Below are 20,884 nucleotides of genomic sequence, written 5' to 3'. Positions count from 1 at the left end.
TCCTCTTGGTCAGACCACTGACTGTGCCGGTCCGTGCCCGGTGCCCACGAGGGCATGTGTCAGCCGACGGGGTAGCCCTGGGCGAGGGCGGACTTGCGGAAGGCGGGGAGCTTGTCGAGGGGGACGACGAGGTGGCGCTCGCCGAGGCGGGTGCAGTGGGTGCGGGTGCGGCGGTCGGTGGCGAGGAGGGCCGCGACGGCCGCGTCCGCGCACTCGACGAGGTGCACCGGCCCGGTGTCGCGGACCTGGCCCACCCTGCGGGCGGCGTCGGCCAGCAGGGTGGTGACCGTCTGCGGGAGCGGAGCGGCGGTGGCGTCCAGATGCTGGCGGAGTTCGGCGAGATCGCGGCCCGTGTCGACGGCGGCGAGCAGCGAGGCGGAGGTCAGGGCCCACACGCGGTCGCCGGTGCGCTCAGCGAAGGCGTCGAGGAGGAGGGTCTCGGCGGGGGCGAGTCCGTCGAGGGCCACCACGTCGTGGTTGGGGAGCACCTTCAGGCCGCCAGTACTCTTCGGGGTGGTGCCGGCCGGTGCGGGGAGGTAGGTGGCGGTCTGCCCGGTGGCATAGGCTCCGAGCGGGTTGAGGCGGAGGGCGAGAAGGCCGTCGTAGCGGCTGATGCAGTCGGTCCAGTCGGCGCCCCAGTTGTCGCGGTAGTCGTCGCGGGCGCCCACCGGCGGCCGGTGGTCCACGTCGATCAGGCCGAGGACTGCGGCGTACTCGAAGAGCACGGCGAGGGTGTAGCGGCCCTGGAGGAGTTCCCAGTTGTGGAACCCGTCATAGCCGAGACTGCCGTATTCGGGGTCTTCCAGGTAGAGCTTCCACAGGGCGCGCTCACTGCGGACGATCTTGGGATCGTGACCGGCCTTGCGCATGGTGCGGAAGAGCGTGTCGACGTCGGTCCACTCACCGGGTGCACAGGCGGCCAGGGCCGCGCCGACCTGGGCCCGGCGCGGCTTGACAGCGGTGAGAACGTTCGCCACGCGCTGGCCCTTGATCGCTTCGACCCGGGAGAACTCGTCGATCACGCCGCGGCTGAGCCAGCGCCGCCACAGCAGGGCGAGCGTGTCGTGTGTCGGTTTGGTCAGCGCCGCCCTGCCGTGTGCGGTCAGTGCGAGTTTTCCGGAGGTGAGTTCGGCGAGTCCGCCGGCCTGGAGCAGCAGCGGCCAGGCGAAGGAAGCGATCGGTTCCTCGGCGTAGAAGTCGCCGCCGCTGAGCACCTCCGCGACCGCCTTGACCGTCGCCGCGGACGGGCGGAGTGTCTTCTCGCTGCAGCGCAGCCGGCCTGCCGCGCACAGCTGAAGCACCGCCTTCAGGTTGGCCTGCGCCTCGTGCTCGGTCGTGCGTACCTGATGCTCGTCGTGGTCGCTGGTCACAGAGGCCCCGTCCCCGGGACGTAGTGGTAGTTGCCTGCGCCGCAGGTCCGCTCCAGCGTGCGTACGATCTTCTGGACGTCGTCGCGTGGGCCGTTGATGTAGAACGGCTTCCCTTGGCGACCGAAGCCGATCCGCGGGGTGGCCGGGCCGGGCTCGCCGAGGTGTACGGAGACCTGCGCGAAGTCCGGCGCGGGCTCGAAGCCGAAGGTGCGGGCGTAGGCCACACCACCGTGCACGATGCTCTGCGCCTGCTCCAGGCCGATCCGCAGCGCCGGTTGGTCGAACGCCCGCCCGGTAGTAGTCGCGTACGTAGGCGTCCAGCGATCCTCCGCCCATCACCTGTGGGCCGACGGTGTCCTTGACGCCGAGGCAGTAGACGTCGACCAGGAACCCGCAGACGGTGACCCGGCTGGCACGCTCCTGGCGGGCGATCAGAACCTGGGCGAAACCGGCAACCTCGGGATCCTCGGCGTCGGCACGCGCCCAGTCGGGGGCCTCGGACAGCTCCAGGCCGGTGCTCCAGCCGGCGCTCACCCAGCAGCCCACCACCGGGCGCGCGGTCGGCGCGGCCGTGCTCTGCTGTTCGTGGGCCACCTGGCGCACCAGCGCACTCGCCCGGGCCGGTTTCAGTCCGAGCGCCCGCGCGATCTGCTTCGGTCCGCTGCCCTTCTTCCGCAGCGACCGTACCTGGGACAGCAGTTGCGTGTCGTCGTTCACAGGGCCATTGTTCCGCACCACCGGGGTGCCAGGTGCGGGGATCGGCTGTTCCCGTTGTCCCCGGAGAGGTGGACGTGCGTGGGCACGCGGGCCCGAGCCGGGTGTTTCCCGGCCGCCCGTCTGTGCCGGGGAAGGCGTTCCCGTACGGGTGAGACGGCCCCCCGCGGTCCCGCTGCTCCGTAGAGTCGGGTCGAGGCGATACGACCGCGGGAACAGGGAGGACGAGCTCATGGCCAAAAGCGCGAGGGAGCGGCTGGGCGTGCTTCTCGGCGGGTCGAAGGCGGCGGAGTTCAGCGCTCGGCTCGAAGCACCGGCGGACGGCGTCTGCCTTGAGGTGGCCGGGGTCGGACCGGTGCGTCTGCCGCTGCGCGCGCCGCAGGTGAAGAAGCTGATCGAGGTGGCGCGTCCGGCATTGTTCGGCCGGCGGGAGGACACCCTGAGCGACAGCAGTGTGCGCGATACCTGGCAGATCCCGCCGGACCAGGTCACGCTGGGCGGCCCTGCCTGGCCGACGCTGCTCGACGGCGCGCTGGAGTACTTCCGGGGCGAGCTCGGGCTCCCCATGCCGAGCAGGCTGAGGGCCGAACCGCACGCGCTCCTCGTGTACGGCAAGGGGCAGTTCTTCCTCCCCCACCAGGACTCGGAGAAGGACGACGCCATGGTGGGCACGCTGGTGCTGTCGCTGCCCTCGGCACACACCGGCGGCGAACTGGTTATCGGGCACGCCGGGCAGAGCCGGACCTACCGCGCGTCGAAGACGGAGCTGAGCCTGGTGGCCTTCTACGCCGACTGCCCGCACGAGGTGACACCGGTCAGGAGCGGCTACCGGGTGACCCTCACGTTCAACCTGCTGGCCGAGCGAGGGGCCCCGGAGCGGGAGGCCGGCCCGCTCGACGACATGGCGCACTGCCTGGAGCAACACTTCAACGCACCGGCCAGGCCGCGCTATGGCGGCCAGGACCTCGATCCGCCCCGTCGTCTTGTCTACCTGCTCGATCACGAGTACACCCAGCGGGGTCTCGGCTGGGACCGGCTCAAGGGCGCCGACGCGGAGCGTGCAGCGCTGCTGCGCGCCGCGGCTGCCCAGGCGGGGTGCGAGACGGTACTCGCCCTCGCCGAGGTGAAGGAGACCTGGGACGCCACTTCGGCTGGGTACGACCCCTGGGACGACTACGGCTACGAAGAGGAGGACGAAGACGAAGAGGGAGTGGGAGCAGCCGCGGTCGACGACGCGGGTGCCGACGAGGACTACGAGCTCGGCGAGCTGATCGACGACGAGATCACCCTCGGCTGGTGGACCGGTCCGGATGGCGCCGACGGCGAGCAGATCTCGCTGTACGTCCGCGACTACGAGAGCTGCGCCAGTACCCCGAGTGCGGACCTGAAGCCCTATGACTCCCAGTACGAGGGCTACATGGGCAACTACGGCAACACGCTGGACCGCTGGTACCGGCGGGCCGCGGTCGTGGTGTGGCCACGAGAGCGGGCCTTCGCGGCGCGCGGCGAGGCCGGATCGCGGTGGGCACTCGAGGAACTGCAGGCCCGTATCACCAAGGGCGACCGGGACGGCGCACGCGCCGCGGCCGAGTCCCTCGCGCCGTTCTGGAAGGGCAGTGGTGTACAGCCCGGGCAGCTGAAGAGCGCGCTGCGGGTGGCCGAGGGCCTTCAGTCGCCCGGGACCGCCGCGATGCTCCTTGAGCCGTTCCGGATCGACGCGCTCACTCCGGAATACGCGGACGATCTGGCCGCGGTGGCGAAGCGGTACGGCGTCCCGTGGCTGGGCCAGGTCATCGAGGGCTGGTTCGGTGGCGCGCAGAACCGCTTCGAGGAACACCGGTACGACTGGACCGGGCGGCTTCCCCAGCTGTGCGCGGCGCTGCTCTCCGCCCGGAGTCCCGCGGTGGCCCAGCTGCTGTTGACCGGGGCCTGGACCCAGGTGGACGGTGAGCTGCGGCTGTGGGCCGAAACCGGGCCGGCCGAGATCCGCCGCGCGCAGTTGGAGCGGCTGAGCCTACCGCTGCTGCGCATCCTGGAAGCGGCCGACGCGAAGCTGCGCGGCCGGATCATGGCAGCGTTGCGTTCCTACACGGACGCGGTCCTCGAGTGCCTGCTGCCGATGCTGCGCCACGCGGCGCAGGAACAGACGGAGGGCGGGCCCCGGTCGGCGGGGCTCGAAGCGGTGGCACGGGAGTGCGGGGACCGGCTCGGCGCGCTCGCGCGACGGGCGCCGCGCGCCGCGGATGACTGGTCGGTGGCGTGGACCGGGTGCGGCTGCGAGCTGTGCGGCACCCTGGGTGCGTTTCTCGGCTCCCGTTCGCGGCGGACGCTGGAGTGGCCGTTGGCGAAGGACGGGCGGCGGCACGTGCACAGCAGGATCGACATGGCCGAGCTGCCCGTAGGCCATCAGACCAGGCGGCAGGGGTGCCCGTACACGCTGGTGTTGACGAAGACCGAGGAGCTGTTCTCGCGCGAGCGGGCGACCCGCCGCCAGGCCGGAGCCGACCTGACCTGGCTGGCCTCGACATGGAACCTTTCCGGCGAGGTCGGAATTGAGCCGGGGCCGTAACACGTGGCGTGGTGCCAACGGCTACTGATCTCGGCCAGGCACCGTGCGACCAGTGGTTTTCTCGGCCGGTGTTTGCGATCTGCGCACAACGATTCGCCGGCATTGCTCTACGCAGCGACTTGTTCGCACTTCCTGATCGGCGGCCGAGTCATCGTGGAGTGCCGGGCGGCGAAGCGTTTCGAGCCACGAGAGGCAGCCCTCTGATAGCCACGTGCCGGCCCGGTCTCTATGACAGTGGGGTGCGCGGGCTCACCTCGTGATCGAGAGGCGGATGAGAACGCCGCGGAGATCGATGTCGCCGCGGCCTCCCGGTACCCTCTGAGCCTTCCTGTACATCTGCTACATTCATGACATGAGTGAACCAGTGATCGAATCCATGGCGGATGTCCGCAGTCACCTGGCTGACGTCATCGATCGTGCCCGCCGGGAGGACACTCCGACGATCATCACTCGGCGGGGCAAGCAGGAAGCCGTCGTGATCGACATCCAGGAGTACCAGCGCCTGCGTGAGATCGCGGAGAACGCCGAAGAGGCGTGGCTCAACCAGCTGGCTGACGAAGCCGAGTCCGAGGGTGCGGAGGGGTCGGTCTCGCTCGAAGAGATGGCTGCCCTGCTGCGCGCTCAGCAGGGTTGACCTCATGGGGTACGTCACGCGCTTCACGCCGCACGCTCAGCGGGACATGTTCAAGGTTCCGCGCCCTGACGCCCTGCGCATTCTGTACCGCCTCGCCGAACTCCAGAAGGCGCTGGACGCCGGCGACACCGCCTCCTTCGACATCAAAGCTCTCCAGGGGCACAGTGCCCGCTGGCGGCTCAGGGTCGGCGACTACCGCGTCGTCTACACCATTGAGGACGGTCAGCTGATCGTGTGGATCCTGGCCGTCGGCAATCGCCGCGACATCTACCGCCAAGTTCCATAGGCCCTCCGCGGTGCAGGTTGGTGCCGACTGCCCGCCGGGGGGCGCGGGAGCGTGCGCCTGCCTGTTTGTCGAGATGTCCTGAATGTCGCCTGTAGGCGCAACCAAGACTGCAACCGACGCACACCGAAGAGCCGAGCCGCAATTGCGGCTCGGCTCTTCGTTTCGCCTGTTCAGGCGGGGGCGGAGGATACGAGATTCGAACTCGTGAGGGGTTGCCCCCAACACGCTTTCCAAATGTTCGTCCGGGGATCCGGGAGCGATCAGGAACGTTCTGACCTGCGACGGAGTGGAGCCGCCGGCGGGTGGTGGATGGTGCTGGACGGGGGTGAATGCAACCAGAACTGCAACCAGAGCTCTCCCTGTTCTCCCAGCTCAGCGGGGCATGAGTGGCGGGTGGTGCCGCAGCGGTGAGCCCCTGCACCACTGACCAGCCGAAACGAAGGTCCCGACCGCTGTGCGGTCGGGACCTTCGTCATGCTGTGGTCTCAGTTGCCATGATCGGATCAGTGCGGACACGGGCGGACGGTGTCCGCGGCACCTGTCGAGCGATGCGTCCCGCGCCGTACACGGGGTCTCAAGCCCTGCCTCCGAAGCTGGCACTCATCGATCAACGGGCCTCGTTCTCCGGCCGCTGATACGACCGGGTCTGCCACCAGAAGCACGGGATGTGACTGCCGCGTCACGTGGCTCGGCCGGATATCCCTCGAACGGAGCATGGGCACCTGGTCAGCCCATGGGTAGACCCCGACTGGCTTTGCAGCGACAGGGAGGAGAACGATCATGACCGCCGTAGTCGTCGGGGCAACGACGAGGCCAGCCCGCACTGAGCAACGCACTCCCACCACGCAGGCAGACCGCGCCTGCGAGGCACCTTGTCTCACCTGGGACCAGGTTAAGGCTATGGCCGACTCGTATTGCGGAGTCACGACTCTGCTGGTCGTGGCCGGGATCGGCTTGCACAAGCTTGTCGAACGCGATGGCACTCCCGAGCTCAAGGTTGCCTACACGCTCCTCCAGAAGTTCGTGATCGCTCCCGTGGACGAACGCGCTTCGGACGAAGCCGAGGAGGACGAGACCGCATGACCACCAACGACCTGAACATCGACGAGCTCCCGCCGCACACCCTCGTCGTCGACGATGGCCAAGTCGCTCAGCTCACGGAACTGGTCCTCGCGAGGGTGGCCAGGGACTTGATTGCCGCCTGCCGACAGGCTGACGACCCGCAGGCCGTACTCAAGAAGCTTCCGGAGCTCATCGCCAAGCACGTGGCAGAGATTGTCAGCCGACGCGGCCACGTCGAGTCCGGCCCGCTGCGCACGACCCCCAGCAGCCCTGTCGGGTCCAAGTGTCTGGAGCGACGCCCCGACCGCGACCCGCTGACCGGCGATCGCATGGACGGCCAGCCGGATACCGACGGCACCTGGCCCGACCGCATGCCGTGCACCCAGCAGCACGGCCACAACGGCGACCGCAGCGACGCCCTTGGGCGGGCCTGGCGGAGGGCGGAGGCTTCGGCATGACGATTCTGACCCGTGAGCGCCTCTTCGCTGTGCCACTTCACCTGCACCGGGGTGATGCCCGGCAGCCGAAAGCCATCATGCTGCGCCATGACGGCGACCATTTCACCGCCGCCTACGACCCCGAGCGGGCTTCCCTCGACGCGACAGTCATGCTCGCCCGTGTCCGCCTCTCCTCTGAGGGCGTCATCATCTCTGAGGTGATCCTCGAAGATCACGAACCGGATCTCACAGCCTTGTACCACGCTGCCTCAAAGCTGCTCCTGAACGTGGAGATCACCGATGGGCCGCGGATCACCGAACCTGTTGTGAAGGTGCTCAGCCAGGACCCGACGCAGGCGGTGTACTTCATCCCGAAGGGCTGGGACCTGTCCGACGCCCTCGCCAGACTGCCCGCAGCGTTTGCTAACGCTCGGCCGGAGGTGGCCCGCCACCTGAAACGGATCGAACAGGCGAAGAAGGACTCCGACGAGAAGATCAACCACGCCCTCGACGTGGTGGCCATGCTGATCCTGGAGACCGACGACCCAGACGGCGTCTACGACGAAGTGCTGCACCTACTCCGCCAGGTCCGCGCCGAGCGGGTAGCGGACACCGCTCCCGCCAAGGCGGCCTGAGCTTCATGCAGGACGGCCCCGGGCTGGCGTACCTACCACCAGCCCGGGTCCTCGCTGCTGTGCTGCCCGACGGCGCGCCCCAGCAGAGCGCGCTCCCAACAGCAGCTGACAGCGCTCCCCCCACATCAGCGCCACTCATTCCATGGCCGAAATCGTCCCCTAGTAGGGTCGAGACGTGGCCACTCTTCTGCTCTCCAGCACCGACCTGCACGACCTTCCCGCCCTCCCCACGGAGGCTGTGGAACACGGCGAGGTCTTTACGCGACGCTGGGTGGTCGACCTGATCCTCGACCTCCTCGGCTACACGGCCGACAAGGATCTCTGTGCCGTGAGGCTCGTCGAGCCGGCCTGTGGCACGGGTGCGTTCCTGACAGCCGTCGCATCGCGGATTAGCGCCTCCTGTCGCACGCACAATCGCCCTCTCAGAGATGCGCTCGCAGCCGTTCGCGCCCTGGATCTGCTGGGCCGCAACGTGGAGCAGAGCCGTGCAGTCGTTGAGAAGCAGCTGGTGGACGAGGGGTGGCCGGCCGAGGAAGCCCGGCAGGTGGCAGACGCCTGGGTCGGACAAGGTGACTACCTGCTCCAGCCGGACGCAGATCACCGAGCCGACTACGTGGTCGGGAATCCTCCGTACATCCGCCTTGAAGACGTCCCCGACGACCGGATGGCGGCCTACCGCAGCGCCTGCGCCACGATGGGTGGCAGGGCAGACATCTACATCGGCTTTTACGAGGTCGCGCTGCGAAGCCTCAACCCCGGAGGGCGACTGGGCTTCATCTGCGCCGACCGTTGGATGCGGAACCAGTACGGCCGTCGGCTCCGTCAGCTGGTGACCAGCCGCTTCAGCATGGACCTGGCCCTGGTCATGCACGACGTGGATGCCTTCGAGGACCAGGTATCGGCCTATCCGGCGATTACGATCATCTCGAACCGGCCCCAGGGCGAAGCGGTGGCGGCGGACACCACTCGGGCGTTCGACAGCGCCCAAGCCCGCGAGTTCGCCGGCTGGTACGCGAAGGACGCATCGGAGTCGGTCACGACTACGGCGTTCCAGGCCGCCCGCATGCCGCACTGGTTCCCGGACGAGGACTCCTGGCCGGCCGCCTCGCCAGCCAGACTGGCGGTTCTGGAGGAACTCACCGAACGCTTCCGGCTGCTGGAGGACACCAAGACTGGGACACGTGTCGGCATCGGCATCGCCACCGGCGCCGACAAGGTCTTCCTCACGAAGAACGACAGCCTGGTCGAGAGCGACCGGCTGCTGCCCATGGCCATGGTCCGCGACACCACGAGCGGCACCCTGAACTGGAACCGCACCTACCTGGTCAACCCCTGGACCACCGAAGGTGACCTAGTCGACCTCTCTGCCTACCCGCGGCTCGCCGCGTACTTCGAGGAGCATGGGGCCGCCCTGCGGAAGCGCTACATCGCCGTCAAGCAGCCTCAGCGCTGGTACAAGACGATCGACAAGGTCGACCACCGTCTGACGCAACGCCCCAAGCTGCTGTTTCCGGACATGAAGCTGACGATCCATCCGGTCCTGGATGAGGGTGGCCTGTACCCTCACCACAACCTGTACTTCATCGTCTCGGACGTCTGGGACATGCGGGTACTCGGTGGCCTGTTGCTGTCCAAGGTCGCGGAAGCGTTCGTGGAGGCGTACGCGGTCAAGATGCGAGGGGGGACGCTTCGCTTCCAAGCGCAGTACCTCCGCAAGATCCGCGTGCCCGATCCGGAAGCAATCAGCGAGAGCGACAAGGCTGCCCTCGCGGAAGCGTTCGAAAAGCGCGACGTGAAGGCTGCCACGGAGGCCGCACTGCGTGTCTACGGGCTGGTCGAGCTGCCCGACTAGGGAGGGAACGGATCTTGACGGTCACCCGCCAAGACTTCGAGGACGCCATAGCGGCGTACTGGGGTGCCAAGCAGCTCCAGAACGAGCAGTCGGCAATCAGGGACGTGGTCGGAGCCGGCACAGCCGGCTCCGTGCGGGGCGGCAAGCATTTCGACGCCATCGCGACCCTCTTGGCGAAGTTCTTCCTCGAAGCCGGCTACCCGCCCGAAAGCATCCGGGTCAGCAAGTCCCAGGGCCTGGAGCTGCCCGGCTACTACCGACCGCAGAAGCAGTGGGACGTCGTGGTCGTACACGAGAATGTCCTCATCGCAGCCTTCGAGATGAAGGCTCTCGGCGGGCCGTCGTACGGCAACAACTACAACAACCGGGTCGAGGAAGCACTCGGTAGCGCAGTGGACCTGCGCCGGGCCGCCCTTGCCGAGCTCTACCCGAGGGAAAAGCCCTGGCTCGGCTATTTCTTCATCATGCAGGACGGAGAGGGCTCTCGAAGGCCGGTCAAGACAGCCCGCGGAGCCTTGCCCGTCGAGGATGTCTGGCGCAATACCTCTTATCAGGACCGGTTCGGTATCTTCTGCGAGCGGTTGATGGCTGAGCAACTCTATGACGCCGCATGCTACGTCACGTCGTCAGCTGAGAATCCGAAACCGATCGAGTTGGTAGAGAGCCTCGACTGGAGGCACTTTTCAGCAGCGATCAACGCCCGCCTGACGTACTTGAAGGATCTCGGCCTTCCCGGATAGAAGAAATAACGAAGTGCCTGTGCAAGCCAGCCAGGCATAGCCTTCCCCAAAGAGCCGCGACAAAGGCCCAGGTTCGGCTCCACGAATGGCATAGGGAGTCGCCAATGGCCAAAACCATGGACGTGGCTGAGTTGGCCGCGATACTCGACGGGCATGCTGTCGTCCGGGCCAGGTTGGTGTTGGTCGCCGTCGATGAGAGTGGCTGGCGACTGCACCACGGCGAGATCACCCTGAACAACGTCGAGCCCGTTGTGGAGCGGGCCTGGCGCTACGCCACGGCCACCTTCCTAGAGCTTCCCTTGCCCGGCGCGGTGGCTGCCAATCTGCTGCGCCGCGAGCGTCAGGAGGTCTTCGGCCTGCAGGTGGAGTTCCCCGGGCAGCCGACCGCCTCCAGCGCCTCCGTCCAGCGTCTGCGGGGTCGCCAGGACTGGGCGCGGCTGAGCACGCCGTGGCCGCGAACCGAGTGGACGGTCAACCAGGACGTCAACCTGCCGACCCCCGCCCAGGAGGTACTCGTCGGTGAGGGCCCCACTTACCTGAACTTCGACGCCGCCCTGTGCGCCTTCTTGTACGAGAGTCCGCAGGACAGCCGCCTGGTACGCCCGGACCTGTGGCGCATCATCCAGCCGGATCGCGACGCCTGGTTCCCGAACATCACCATCGGGGCCGACCGTCTCACCGCCACGGTGGCGGGGGAGCACCTAGATGGCGTCATTCTGGAGTTGACCGAACCGACACGTCACCAGCGGCAGCCCCTCAATGGCGCCGGTACCTACACCTTCGACCTCCCCCAGGGGCTGGGCCACGACAGCTTGCTTGTACTACGCCGTGACGGGCAGTGGCTGGACCTGCGCTACTTTCCCGCGCCCGTCTACGGCCGCGAGCGCGATGCGTCGGTGGTTTGGGAGGACCCCGGTCCTGAGCTCGACATCCTGCTGGCAGGCGGTGAGGGCCCACACCTGGAGCTCAAACGGGAGATCCCGGAGGGGGAGTCCCGCAAGAAGATGCTGAAGACCATCTCGGCATTCGCCTCCAAGGACGGTGGCACCGTCTTGATCGGCATCGAGGACGACCTTCACATCGTGGGACTCGGCCGGCAGGTCAGCGATGACCAGGCGAAGCTCGCGATCACGCAGATGATCCGTAACTGCATAGAGCCCGACCCGTCGTACACGCTGCGTGTCATTAACCACAACGGTCTTCGGGTGCTGGCGATCGAGGTATCCGCCGGCGGCCAACCTCACGCCTACCGGAATGGAGAGCGGCTGGAATTCTTCGTTCGCCGGGGTTCCAACACGGTACCGGCCCGCCATTACGAGATAGCCGCCGGATTCCGACACAAATGACGCATCCCATCGCAGGCTGGCTGCGGTCGGCCCGGCGGAGCTCACTGCACGGCTTGGCGTCACAAGTTGGGTTGCCGACCAGTTCGCGGCCCATCGGCGAGGAACTCGCACACGAGGAGACGCGCCAATAGCAGGCACCCTCACCAAGTCCGGCGAACACAACCGAAGGCCGATATCTCCTTGGCCGCAGGCTGCAGGGCACGCACCAAGCCGCTCTACCAGTGGGGGAACGTGTATCAGCGGGAATTGAAGTACCCGAAGGGCAAGGGGTGGGCTGGCATAAGGTCGAGGACTGCTGGGAGGTCATCAGGATCCGTCCGTAGGTCATCCGAAGACAGCGAAGATGAAAGGCGCGAATGGTTCCATCAGCGAAGGTCTTCTTCGAAGAGGTGCGAGCAGCTTACGCGGAAGCGGCAAGCTCCCTGGGGCTGACTGGCCCTGCTGAGGCTGAGCAGGTCATGCCGGTCTCGGCGTATCGGTGTGGTGGTGTTGAGTACCAAATCGGGCTCGGTTTCAGGGATGGTGTTGTGGAGTGCAGCGCCAGCACTGAAACGGAATCCGTGGCGTTCACCGCAAGCATCGAAGACCTAGCTCTTGCTGCCGGAGTGGTGGATCTGCGGGGAAGGGTTTCCTACAGCGCCCGCAATCTGAAACAGCTGAGGAAATCCCTGCTGGGGCAAGCCGAGTACGTCCGGCTCGTGCATCCGTTCCTTGCTGGCCCAGCAGCAGAGGGCCTGATGCGGCAGGCCGGTGCCCGTCAGTGGAGCAAGGGCGCGGAACGGTGATACGCCAGTGGGTCCGATAGCTACGGACAAGATCTTATGGTGAGACCTGTCCTGCCAGAGGAAGAGAAAGGGTAATTACTCTCCCAACATGGCTTTCACGAGTTTAACGCGCCCCTCGATAGCAACCTGCAAAGCGCGGGAAGTCGCCGTAGGCAATGGCTCCTTGTAGGTCACGGTTCCGTCCTTGCTCCTCTTCGTGGTAAGGAACCACCCGATGTCGTAGACGTTCTTGCCGATGAACCGCCTCATCATCTCCTGGTAACGCTGATTGTATGACAGGCCATTGAAATTCGGATCGGTCTCGAACAGTGCGCGAGTCTCCCTGTCCAGCTTTTCAGTGTCAGGAGTTTCCTCCAACACAAAGATGTAGCCAAGCCAAGGCGGTACGTCACCAAACGGCCGGTTCTCGCTCTGAGCGGCGGCGAGGTCGGTTGCGCTGCCTAGCGCTTCCTCAAATCGGTTGTTGAAGTTCTTTCCCACGCTGCCAACCTGGGACTTAAACTCAAAAGCGGCAACGAGCACTTTCTTATACAGCACCACAAGGTCCCACTGCTTACGCACGCGGTAATACCCGGGCAGGTATGGCTTACCCATGCGGATATCCCCCTCCCCGATACCACAGTCGACGAACGAATCCGCTACTATCTTTTCGAACGCCTTGAGATGCCCGTTTCCTCGCGCCTCTCCACCGGCTTCTCCCCCGTCCTTCTGCTTCTTCCTCTGCTCGTCCCGCTTGATCCAGAAGTGCTCGAGTGCTTGCTGGACGGCTTCCGGCTTCATGGTCGACTCCCTCGTCGCTCAGGCAGACCACGGACTCCGAGTGACGAGTCGTGGCTGACCTAAGTCTGAGGCACAGCACTGACAATGGGTCGTCGGGGCAGCGGCAAACCAGCACCAGCGGTTGCTCGTTGGTCTTCCCGCCGGCGTGAAAACGGAGGTGGGCTGCGCCCCAGGCCGAGCGCAGCCCACCGTGCTCATACCGACTAGGAACTGTGGACGTCGCCGTATCGTCCGGGGTTCCTCGCCCTGTCCACAGCCTGTGCACAAGCATTGGCCAACGCGGCGGTGACGGCGTCCTTGTCCGTGCCGCGTACCTGGGCCTCGACCTCTTGGCCGGGACGGCGTGTGGTGTGCCAGCGCACCGGCAGGTCCGTGTAAAGGTCGGTCTCGAACTCCCAGGCCGACACGGACCATTGCTCATCACGGCCGATGTTGAGCCGTTCGCCGCCTGGCAGGAACACGGCGTGGGCGTGGTGGACGAGCCGGCGGTCGGGCATCCGGTCGCGGATGCCCCGCACGCCGCCGGGGCCCTCTTGCTCCCACTTCGACCGGTCCCACACTTCGACCTCCGCAGCGTGGCCGGGACGGTCACTGCCCCACTGGGAGACCACAGCCTCGGCGTGCTCGCGGTGCGCGAAAGGCACGGGACGGTCGCCGAGGCGGGCGACGTACACGATCATCTCGGTCGGAGCAAGGCTCTGGCTCGATCCGGGCGCGGCACCTCCAGGTGTTGGCTGAGGCGGGTGCGGTGTCGGGCCCCACAGCAGGCCGCCCACCTTTGCGGCTGTCTGCTGGAGCACCTGGCCGGTGAGGTGCTGGTACCGGCTGCGCATCCGCGCCGACTTGCCGGGCTCCCAGCCCATGATGCGGTCGACAACCGCGTCGGGCACACCGAGGATGAGGAGCACGGTGGCTGCCGTGTGGCGGGCATCGTGGAGGCGGCCGTCGCGGACCTTCGCTGCCTTCAGCAGGTCCTTCCACCGGTGGTAGTCGGTGTTGGGGTTGAGCGGCTCGCCGGTCGGCGAGGTGAACACGTACCCCTTCTCCACCCACAGGTCGCGGGCCAGAGCCCGCTCGCGGTCCTGCTTCTCCTTGTGCCGTCGCAGCAGCTTCAGCAGTTCCTCGGGAACGCCGATCGGGCGCTTGCCGGCGCGGGTCTTGGTGTCCTTGGTCTCCCGTCGGACGCTGATCTTCTGCGGGCAGTAGCCGGGCTTGCGTCCGCACTTGTCGCCGCAGCCGTGCTTGTATCGGGGCCGCAGGCGGCCACGACGCACGAGGATCACACCGTTCTCGAAGTCGACGTCCTCCCACTTGAGGCCGAGGGCCTCGCCCTGGCGCAGGCCGAGTGCGAGCGCGATCACCCAGCGGGCGGTGTTGCGGTGCTTGCCCGCTTCGAGGAGGAGGCGCTGGACCTCCTCCAGCGTGTAGGGCTCGACCTCTTCCTCTTCGATCTTCGGGGCTTTGGCGATGGAGGCCGGGTTGGTGGTGAGGTGCCGTCGCCGTACGGCCTCGTTGAGGGCTGTACGGACGGTGCGGTGGGCTTGGTGGGCGGTGCCGGCGGCGCTGCCGTTCGCCTGCATCTTGCGGTAGAAGCGCTCCAGGTGTTCGGGCTCCAGCTTCTCCAGGCGGTGCGCGCCCAGGCCGGGGATGAGGTGGTGGTAGACGGCCACCCGGTAGCCGTCGATGGTGTTCTCGCCGACGCTGGGCGCGGCGATGTTCTCCACCCAGTGGGTCAGCCAGGTTTTGACCGTCCAGGTCTGCCCGGCCTTGCGCACGCCTGTGGAGTCGCGTTGCTTCTCCAGGTCGCGCACGACCTTGGTGACCTCGGCACGTGTCTTGCGGCTGACGTGCCGGCGGTCCGGAGTGCCGTCGTCTTTGACACCGACGGTGACGTAACCGTGCCAGCGGCCGTCCTTGCCGAGGAAGATCGAGGAGGCGCCGTTCGGCTGGCGGGACTTCTGAGGTTTTCGGGGCTGTGCCATGGGCGCCTGCCTCAGGCCGCGGCGTCGAAGTCCGTGGCCCGGTGGCGGCGGGCTAGGAATTCGCCCACTGCCTCGGCGGGGATGCGGCGCAGGCTGCCGATCTTGACGGAACGTATCTCTCCGGAGGAGACGTACTCGTACATCTTCGTCCGGCCGATGCCCAGACGGCGGGCGGCCTCCTCGACGGTGAGCCCGACCAGGGTGGGGTCGCCGGGTTTGTTACCCCGCTCGGCCATCAGGGCACGCAGGGCCTCTTCGGGGACGCCGAGCAGCTGGGCGATCTGGGTGACGGGCAGGGGGAACTGGGACAAGAGGGCTCCTCACCCCGGTCGCGTACGGAGCGCCAACTCCGGTGGGACCGGTCGTGGTGGTGGGTGGTTGGGCGGTTGCGCTGTCGCGCTTGATGATGTGCCGCGGTGGAGGGCTCGGTGTTCGCAGCACCGAGGGTCCGGCGGCGAGCCGACTACTCGTCTACGTCGGCGTTGGCGGCCGGCGGGTTGAAGGCGTCGCCGAGCCAGCGGATCAGCCTGGAGCTGGCGCCCTTGTGGCGGTGGAAGTCGCCGTTGGAGGCCGCGTCGAGTTCGTGGGCGAGCAGGTTGCGGACCATGGTGTCCTGGTCCGGGTTGACCTTGGTGTACTCCCGGAGCTGGTCCTGGATGGCGTCCATGGACTTGCCCAGGGCCCGCCATTCCTTCCACAGCTCGACGTACTCACCGACCAGCCGCCGGATGATCGGGTTGGCCATCTGCCCTGGCGGGCTGGCGAGTTCGTCGAGGGTCATGTCGAAGACCTTGCAGAAGCCGAGCGCCTCGTCGGTGTTGACCCGGCGGCGCGGCTTGCCGCTCTCGATGCGCCAGATCGCGGACTGGCCGATGGGGTGGCCGGCCTCGGCCATCTTCTCGGCCAGGGTGACCGTGCTCCAGCCGCGTGCCTCGCGCTCCAGCTTCACGCGGTCGGCGATGTTGTTCTCGACCGGGGGCCGGTCGCTCACCGTGCGCGCGGAGTCGTCGCCTTTGCCGCTGGCCATGCTCACCTCCTCGTTCGTGCGGTCGTCCGGACGTGGCCATACCCGTACGGCCTCGGGTACACCACTAAACACCGTTCGGGATACGAATGCAAGTAGATGTTTCCCGAATGCACTGGTAGGGTGGTGCCGTCCACCGGTGAACGCGGGTGGACAACGCAGAAACCCCCGGTGCTGCGAACACCGGGGGTGAAGCGGAGATCCTCGCAACCGCCCAACCATGACGATCTGGACCGGTGGCCGGAGTTGGCGCTCCGTATGGCCTGCCGGGAGAGGAGTCCTATGACCCAGAGTACGGGCCTGTCACCGCAAATGCCATCCCGCCGGCCCGCGGCCACGACCGCCGAGACGATCGTCGACGGTCCGGGCGAACCGCCGTACGCCCTGGACGCCGAGCAGGCGGTGCTCGGCGCGTGCATGCACCACAGCGACGCCGTGGACGAGGTCCGGGCCATCCTGGACGCTGCCGACTTCTACCGGCCCGCGCACGAGACGGTGTGGCGGGCGCTGCTCGCGCTGCGCTCCGCCGACGCGCCCACGGACCCCATCGCCCTGACCGAGCACCTCACGGGAACCGGCGATCTGAACCGCATCGGCGGTCGCGTCTACCTGCACCAACTCGCCGGTGCACCGCCGTCGGTCGGAAACGCCGGCTACTACGCCGAGATCGTCCGGCGCAAGGCCGACCTGCGCCGCCTGCGCGAGACCGGCCTCCGCTTGGTCCAGAGCGTCACGGAGCCGGGCGCCGACCCGGACGAGATACGCAACGCCGCCGAAGCCGAGGTACGGGCCGAGCGGGAACGCGCCCTGGCCTCCGGCACCGGACGACTCTCCCGGTACCTGGTGAACGGCTGGGACTTCGTCACGAAGACCGCCGACATGAAGCCGATCTGGGGTACCCCGGCGCAGACCGCCTGGGCCTCCGGCGAGAGCCTGATGATCGTCGGCCCGCCCGGTGTCGGCAAGACCACCCTCGCCCACCAGGTCGTCCTCGCCCGCATCGGCCTGAAGGACACCGTCCTCGACATGCCGGTCGTGCCGGGCAAGAAGGTGCTGTACCTGGCGATCGACCGGCCCACCCAGATCGCCCGCGCCCTGGCCCGCGCGGTCGATCCCAGGCATGAGGCCGTCCTGCGCGAACGGCTCGCCGTCTGGCAGGGCCCCCTGCCCGCCACCCTCGACAAGGAGCCCGACCTCCTCGCCGACCTCGCCAATGCGCACCAGGCCGACACCCTGGTGGTCGACAGCCTCAAGGACGCCGTCAGCACCATGGTCGACGACGCCCTCGCGGTCGCGTACAACAACGCCCGCGGTCGAGCCGTCCAGAACGGCATCGAGGTCCTGGAGCTGCACCACCAGCGCAAGTCCGGCGCCGAGACCCCCAAGGGCCAACGCCCCACCCTGGACCGGGTCTACGGCTCCACATGGCTGACCTCCGGCGCCGGCAGCGTGCTGTTCCTCGACGGCAAGCCCGGCGACCCGGCGGTCACCATCCACCACCTCAAGCTCGCCACCGGCGAGATCGGCCCCCTCCAGGTCGTCCACGACCACGAGCGCGGCACCACCACCGTCGACCCGGCCCTCGACCCGATCACGCTCCTGCGCGCGGCACGCGGCGGCCTGACCGTCCGCGAGCTGGCCGGCGTGCTCTCCGGCGAGACCAACCCCGACCGGGCCGACGTCGAGAAGGCCCGGCGCCACCTCGAACGCCTCGTCAAGGCCGGACTGGCCACCAAGGCCGACGGCACGGCAGGCGGCAACGGCGGCGGCCAGCAGCGGGGCACCGAGGAGCCAGGCGGCTTCGTCCGCCCACTCCCGCAGCATCAGGGCGGCCCTGGCCGGGCGGGAGAGGGCGCTGGGCAGGTGGGCGACGGCTCGGGCGTGGCGGTCGGGGCGTGCGGAGGCGAGTGCACGGAGGTTGGTCAGCCCAGCGGTGTCGATGTAGGGCTCGCCGGTCCGGAAGCTGAAACACGGACAGGCTGAGGCGCTGTCCTGCTGTGGTGCGGTCTCACATCCGGACGGGATGTGCGCGAAAGCAGCGCACGTCTACGACCTGCATGCCGGCGGCGTGGGCGGCCTGGATGCCCTCGCTCGAGTCTTCGTAGACGAGGCACCTGCTGGGGTTGACGCCGAGTGCCTGGGAGGCGAGGAGGAACAGGCTTGGGTCGGGCTTCCCTCGAGGGGCATCCTCACCAGTAGTGACGTGCCGGAACAGGCGCTGGAGGCCGGTCGCGTTGAGTCCTGCGTGGACGGAGCGGCGCGGACCGCCGGAGGCGATCGCCAGCGGAAGATGGTGGTGCAGGAGCTCGGCGAGGCGGACGACCGGCGGATACGGCTGGAGGGTCGCTACCTCCTTGATGATGATCTCCAGGCTGGCCGCGACTACGTCGTCCACGGGGACTGTGGTTCCGGAGCGGGCGGCGAGTTCGGTGATCAGTTCGGCTCCCGAGGTGCCGACGCGGTCGGTGTAGAAGGGCTCCTCCAGGGTCAGGCCCCACTGGGCGCAGGCGGTAGAGAGGCTGCGGTAGTTGAGCGGGTGGCTGTCGACGAGGGTGCCGTCCCAGTCGAAGAGGACGGCCTGGTAGCGGTCGAGATCGTCCGGGAGGTTGCCGTGGTCGCAGCTTCCGGGGCTCGTGCATCGGGTGTTCGGTGGCGTCGTGTCGTCATAACGGGCATGGGCGTGCATCGGCAGTGGAGCCTCCCTCGGCATCAAGGGTCACGGGATGGATTGCGTGGTGAGGGCGTTCAGATAGAGCTGGGCGGCGGCGCGGTCGGGAGGGTTGGCGGTGACTGCGGACATCAGTCGTCCGAGGATGTGGACCGTGCTGTAGGTGTGCAGCGCGTCGATGCTGTGGGGGATGGCGAGGTCCGTGAGGATCTCGCGCAGCCGGGTGGGGCGGACGCGGAAGGCGTGGCCGGCCCGGGCATGGTCGAGGTCGGGGTCGCCGTAGATGGCCAGCTCCCAGTCGATCCCGATGATGGCGTCGTCTGCCAGGAGGAAGTTCGTGGGCTCGGGATCGTTGTGCAGGAGGCATGGGGCGGTCGGCTCGGGCAGCGCGCGGTCCATGACCCGCTGGGCGGTTCTGGCCACTGCGGGGAGCTGGTGGTGGCACAGGGCGTCCCGGTAGGAGCGAAGCCGCTGGTGGAGGTAGCCGGACCAGCTGCCGGCCGTGGGCGCGTTCAGGCGTCCGTACGCAGGGCCGGTGAGCTGGTGGACGGTGTGCAGGTAGGTCAGGGCGCGGCGGACCGCGGCTTCCGTGCGGTCGGCGGTGGTTCCGGGCAGGTGACCGAGGACGAGGAAGGGACGTGTGCCGAGGCTGTCGGCGCCGAGTATGGGGGGCGCTGGGATGCCGGCCTTGGCGAGCTGCTGCAGGGCAGTGCGCTCGGTGTGGGCACGCCAGGGCTCCCGGTAGATCTTGATGACCGCGCCGGGGAGCCGCAGGAGCTGGTTGGCCGGCGGGATGGTGATGCCGTTCATGAGCGTGTCACCGGCGCGGCGAGGTGCCGGTGTACGGCGGCAGTGACGTCGGCATACGGGGTGCCGGTGCCGAAGTGCAGGGTGAATGCGGTGAGTTGGGCGAGCGTATCGAGAACGCGGCTGGCGGTGCGGGTGAGGTCGGTGATGGGGCTGGAGCGGGTATCGAGCCAGTCGTCGGTGTACACGTCGTCGTGCGGCGACATGCACTGGGCGGCCAGCCGCTTACGGGCCTCCTCGGGCGGCAGGGGATCAAGGGTCAGGGTATGGGAGTCCGGGAGGATGTCGGGGAAGACGATGGCGTGCACGGCCGCCTCCGCGGTCAGCGGTGTGCCGGTGTGCTCGGCCCATTCGGCGGGCAGAACGTGAAGTTTGCTGTCTCCGCGAAAGCTTTGCCAGTCCGTGTCGTGGGCGGGTTTGGACCGGGTGAGGTTCCAGTCGGCTACCTGGTCCAGGCCGAGGGCGTGCAGGGTGCCGCCGTTGAGACGTATGGGACCGGGCAGGGCGATGGCGCGCGGGGAGCGGCCGGGCGAGCAGGCGGTCAGGGTGCGGTCGTTGGCGAGGAAGGCGCCGCTGTCGGCGGTGGCCAGGGCGAGCGCCAGACTCGACTTGCCCGATCCGGAGTTGCCGGGGATGAGGACGCCGCGGCCGTCGAGGACGGCGGCGGAGGCGTGGAAACAGACCCAGCCGCGGTCTTCGGCCAGCCGGTAGCCCATCTCCCGCAGGTGCCGGGCGGTGTTCATGGAGGCGTCGGCGTCGTCGCAGGTGATGATCGTGTAGCCGGTCCGGTGGCGGGCGATGATCTGGGGCGCGATCGAAGGAGCCGGGTCGGGCGTGAGTGCGGGGCAGCCGGACAGTTCGTACCAGGTGGCTGGGGCGTTGACGTGCATGCGGACCTTCCGCGCGGCGCCGGTGGCGTGTGCGCGGACGTGCTGGGCCAGGGCGGCGACGTGGGAGCGGGGCAGGGCAATACAGCGCAGGATCAGGTCCGGGTCGGCCGCCGCGGGGTGGGGGTGCCACAGCTCGGTGGCCGGGGTGAACAGGCGCTGAATGTAACGGATCGGGGTGTGGGGGGTGGAGCGTATGTCGACGGTGTGACGGCCGAGGGTCACGCCGAGGTGTTCCGGGCACCAGGGGTCGAGCGCGTCGGGCTCGGTGGTGCCGGCGAGCAGCGCGTGCAGGAGCGGCACGAT

The 20,884-nt window shown here is 68.0% G+C and carries 20 protein-coding genes; 11 read left to right on the top strand and 9 right to left on the bottom strand.

Going from position 1 to position 20,884, the window contains the following annotated elements; translation table 11 throughout:
* Positions 1–59: 59 nt before the first annotated feature.
* Positions 60–1,370 (bottom strand): helicase-associated domain-containing protein, encoded by a 1,311-nt coding sequence (locus tag C1I97_RS06600; protein ID WP_111002285.1) that lies wholly within the window; start codon positions 1,368–1,370, stop codon positions 60–62.
* The gene (locus tag C1I97_RS06595; protein ID WP_146608168.1) at positions 1,367–1,606 is read right to left on the bottom strand and encodes a hypothetical protein; all 240 of its coding nucleotides are present in this window, start codon (positions 1,604–1,606) and stop codon (positions 1,367–1,369) included. Before C1I97_RS06595 ends, C1I97_RS06600 begins: the two co-directional genes overlap by 4 nt.
* A gap of 710 nt (positions 1,607–2,316) precedes the next feature.
* Here C1I97_RS06595 and C1I97_RS41165 point away from each other — a divergent pair.
* The 10 genes from C1I97_RS41165 to C1I97_RS39210 all read left to right on the top strand — a co-directional run bounded on the left by C1I97_RS41165 (position 2,317) and on the right by C1I97_RS39210 (position 12,430).
* Entirely contained in the window at positions 2,317–4,653 is a 2,337-nt protein-coding gene (locus C1I97_RS41165) for a 2OG-Fe(II) oxygenase (RefSeq protein ID WP_111002283.1), read from the top strand.
* Between the two features lie 352 nt (positions 4,654–5,005).
* Positions 5,006–5,287 carry a type II toxin-antitoxin system Phd/YefM family antitoxin gene (locus C1I97_RS06585; protein ID WP_258382446.1) on the top strand — a complete coding sequence of 94 codons (282 nt, stop codon included), beginning with the start codon at positions 5,006–5,008 and terminating at the stop codon, positions 5,285–5,287.
* A 4-nt stretch (positions 5,288–5,291) separates the two neighbouring features.
* Positions 5,292–5,573, top strand: a complete 282-nt coding sequence (locus C1I97_RS06580; RefSeq protein WP_111002281.1) for a type II toxin-antitoxin system RelE family toxin — start codon at positions 5,292–5,294, stop codon at positions 5,571–5,573.
* Between the two features lie 780 nt (positions 5,574–6,353).
* Positions 6,354–6,656: a hypothetical protein gene (locus C1I97_RS06575; RefSeq protein WP_111002280.1), complete on the top strand. Its 303-nt coding sequence runs from the start codon at positions 6,354–6,356 to the stop codon at positions 6,654–6,656.
* A complete protein-coding gene (locus C1I97_RS06570; RefSeq protein ID WP_111002279.1) occupies positions 6,653–7,093 on the top strand; it encodes a hypothetical protein in 441 nt (146 codons plus the stop codon). Before C1I97_RS06575 ends, C1I97_RS06570 begins: the two co-directional genes overlap by 4 nt.
* Entirely contained in the window at positions 7,090–7,707 is a 618-nt protein-coding gene (locus C1I97_RS06565; RefSeq protein WP_111002278.1) for a hypothetical protein, read from the top strand. The genes C1I97_RS06570 and C1I97_RS06565 overlap by 4 nt, the downstream gene beginning before the upstream one ends.
* 175 nt (positions 7,708–7,882) lie before the next feature.
* A complete protein-coding gene (locus C1I97_RS06560) occupies positions 7,883–9,559 on the top strand; it encodes an Eco57I restriction-modification methylase domain-containing protein (protein ID WP_111002277.1) in 1,677 nt (558 codons plus the stop codon).
* 14 nt (positions 9,560–9,573) lie between these two features.
* Positions 9,574–10,299: a PaeR7I family type II restriction endonuclease gene (locus C1I97_RS06555; protein ID WP_111002276.1), complete on the top strand. Its 726-nt coding sequence runs from the start codon at positions 9,574–9,576 to the stop codon at positions 10,297–10,299.
* 104 nt (positions 10,300–10,403) lie between these two features.
* Positions 10,404–11,645, top strand: a complete 1,242-nt coding sequence (locus C1I97_RS06550) for an AlbA family DNA-binding domain-containing protein (protein WP_111002275.1) — start codon at positions 10,404–10,406, stop codon at positions 11,643–11,645.
* Between the two features lie 356 nt (positions 11,646–12,001).
* The gene (locus C1I97_RS39210; protein ID WP_146608167.1) at positions 12,002–12,430 is read left to right on the top strand and encodes a hypothetical protein; all 429 of its coding nucleotides are present in this window, start codon (positions 12,002–12,004) and stop codon (positions 12,428–12,430) included.
* Between the two features lie 75 nt (positions 12,431–12,505).
* Here the strand turns inward: C1I97_RS39210 and C1I97_RS06545 are convergent, their stop codons facing one another.
* From C1I97_RS06545 to C1I97_RS06530, 4 genes are all read right to left on the bottom strand, one after another.
* Positions 12,506–13,210 carry a PaeR7I family type II restriction endonuclease gene (locus C1I97_RS06545; RefSeq protein ID WP_111002274.1) on the bottom strand — a complete coding sequence of 235 codons (705 nt, stop codon included), beginning with the start codon at positions 13,208–13,210 and terminating at the stop codon, positions 12,506–12,508.
* Between the two features lie 203 nt (positions 13,211–13,413).
* Positions 13,414–15,192, bottom strand: coding sequence for a tyrosine-type recombinase/integrase (locus C1I97_RS06540; RefSeq protein ID WP_111002273.1), 1,779 nt, complete (start codon positions 15,190–15,192; stop codon positions 13,414–13,416).
* Positions 15,193–15,203: 11 nt separating this feature from the next.
* Entirely contained in the window at positions 15,204–15,503 is a 300-nt protein-coding gene (locus C1I97_RS06535) for a helix-turn-helix domain-containing protein (protein WP_111002272.1), read from the bottom strand.
* Positions 15,504–15,655: 152 nt separating this feature from the next.
* A complete protein-coding gene (locus C1I97_RS06530; RefSeq protein WP_111002271.1) occupies positions 15,656–16,219 on the bottom strand; it encodes a helix-turn-helix domain-containing protein in 564 nt (187 codons plus the stop codon).
* Positions 16,220–16,498: 279 nt separating this feature from the next.
* Between C1I97_RS06530 and C1I97_RS06525 the strand changes: the two genes are divergently transcribed.
* Positions 16,499–18,199 (top strand): DnaB-like helicase N-terminal domain-containing protein, encoded by a 1,701-nt coding sequence (locus tag C1I97_RS06525; RefSeq protein ID WP_258382445.1) that lies wholly within the window; start codon positions 16,499–16,501, stop codon positions 18,197–18,199.
* A gap of 25 nt (positions 18,200–18,224) precedes the next feature.
* Here the strand turns inward: C1I97_RS06525 and C1I97_RS06520 are convergent, their stop codons facing one another.
* From C1I97_RS06520 to C1I97_RS39700, 3 genes are all read right to left on the bottom strand, one after another.
* Positions 18,225–18,902: an HAD family hydrolase gene (locus C1I97_RS06520; RefSeq protein ID WP_181446598.1), complete on the bottom strand. Its 678-nt coding sequence runs from the start codon at positions 18,900–18,902 to the stop codon at positions 18,225–18,227.
* 30 nt (positions 18,903–18,932) lie between these two features.
* The gene (locus C1I97_RS06515) at positions 18,933–19,694 is read right to left on the bottom strand and encodes a phosphotransferase family protein (protein WP_111002269.1); all 762 of its coding nucleotides are present in this window, start codon (positions 19,692–19,694) and stop codon (positions 18,933–18,935) included.
* The coding region (locus C1I97_RS39700) for a hypothetical protein (protein WP_220040798.1) at positions 19,691–20,884 on the bottom strand (1,194 nt) is incomplete at its 5' end. The genes C1I97_RS06515 and C1I97_RS39700, both read right to left, overlap by 4 nt.

The organism is Streptomyces sp. NTH33 (assembly GCF_003236365.1).
Lineage (GTDB): Bacteria > Actinomycetota > Actinomycetes > Streptomycetales > Streptomycetaceae > Streptomyces.
This window is presented reverse-complemented; position numbering and strand designations above follow the sequence as displayed.

Coding starts and splice junctions, on each gene's coding strand:
- C1I97_RS41165 (WP_111002283.1), top strand. CDS start 2,317: ATGGCCAAAAGCGCGAGGGAGCGGCTGGGCGTGCTTCTCGGCGGGTCG.
- C1I97_RS06585 (WP_258382446.1), top strand. CDS start 5,006: ATGAGTGAACCAGTGATCGAATCCATGGCGGATGTCCGCAGTCACCTG.
- C1I97_RS06580 (WP_111002281.1), top strand. CDS start 5,292: ATGGGGTACGTCACGCGCTTCACGCCGCACGCTCAGCGGGACATGTTC.
- C1I97_RS06575 (WP_111002280.1), top strand. CDS start 6,354: ATGACCGCCGTAGTCGTCGGGGCAACGACGAGGCCAGCCCGCACTGAG.
- C1I97_RS06570 (WP_111002279.1), top strand. CDS start 6,653: ATGACCACCAACGACCTGAACATCGACGAGCTCCCGCCGCACACCCTC.
- C1I97_RS06565 (WP_111002278.1), top strand. CDS start 7,090: ATGACGATTCTGACCCGTGAGCGCCTCTTCGCTGTGCCACTTCACCTG.
- C1I97_RS06550 (WP_111002275.1), top strand. CDS start 10,404: ATGGCCAAAACCATGGACGTGGCTGAGTTGGCCGCGATACTCGACGGG.
- C1I97_RS39210 (WP_146608167.1), top strand. CDS start 12,002: ATGGTTCCATCAGCGAAGGTCTTCTTCGAAGAGGTGCGAGCAGCTTAC.
- C1I97_RS06545 (WP_111002274.1), bottom strand. CDS start 13,210: ATGAAGCCGGAAGCCGTCCAGCAAGCACTCGAGCACTTCTGGATCAAG.
- C1I97_RS06540 (WP_111002273.1), bottom strand. CDS start 15,192: ATGGCACAGCCCCGAAAACCTCAGAAGTCCCGCCAGCCGAACGGCGCC.
- C1I97_RS06530 (WP_111002271.1), bottom strand. CDS start 16,219: ATGGCCAGCGGCAAAGGCGACGACTCCGCGCGCACGGTGAGCGACCGG.
- C1I97_RS06525 (WP_258382445.1), top strand. CDS start 16,499: ATGACCCAGAGTACGGGCCTGTCACCGCAAATGCCATCCCGCCGGCCC.
- C1I97_RS06520 (WP_181446598.1), bottom strand. CDS start 18,902: ATGCACGCCCATGCCCGTTATGACGACACGACGCCACCGAACACCCGA.
- C1I97_RS06515 (WP_111002269.1), bottom strand. CDS start 19,694: ATGAACGGCATCACCATCCCGCCGGCCAACCAGCTCCTGCGGCTCCCC.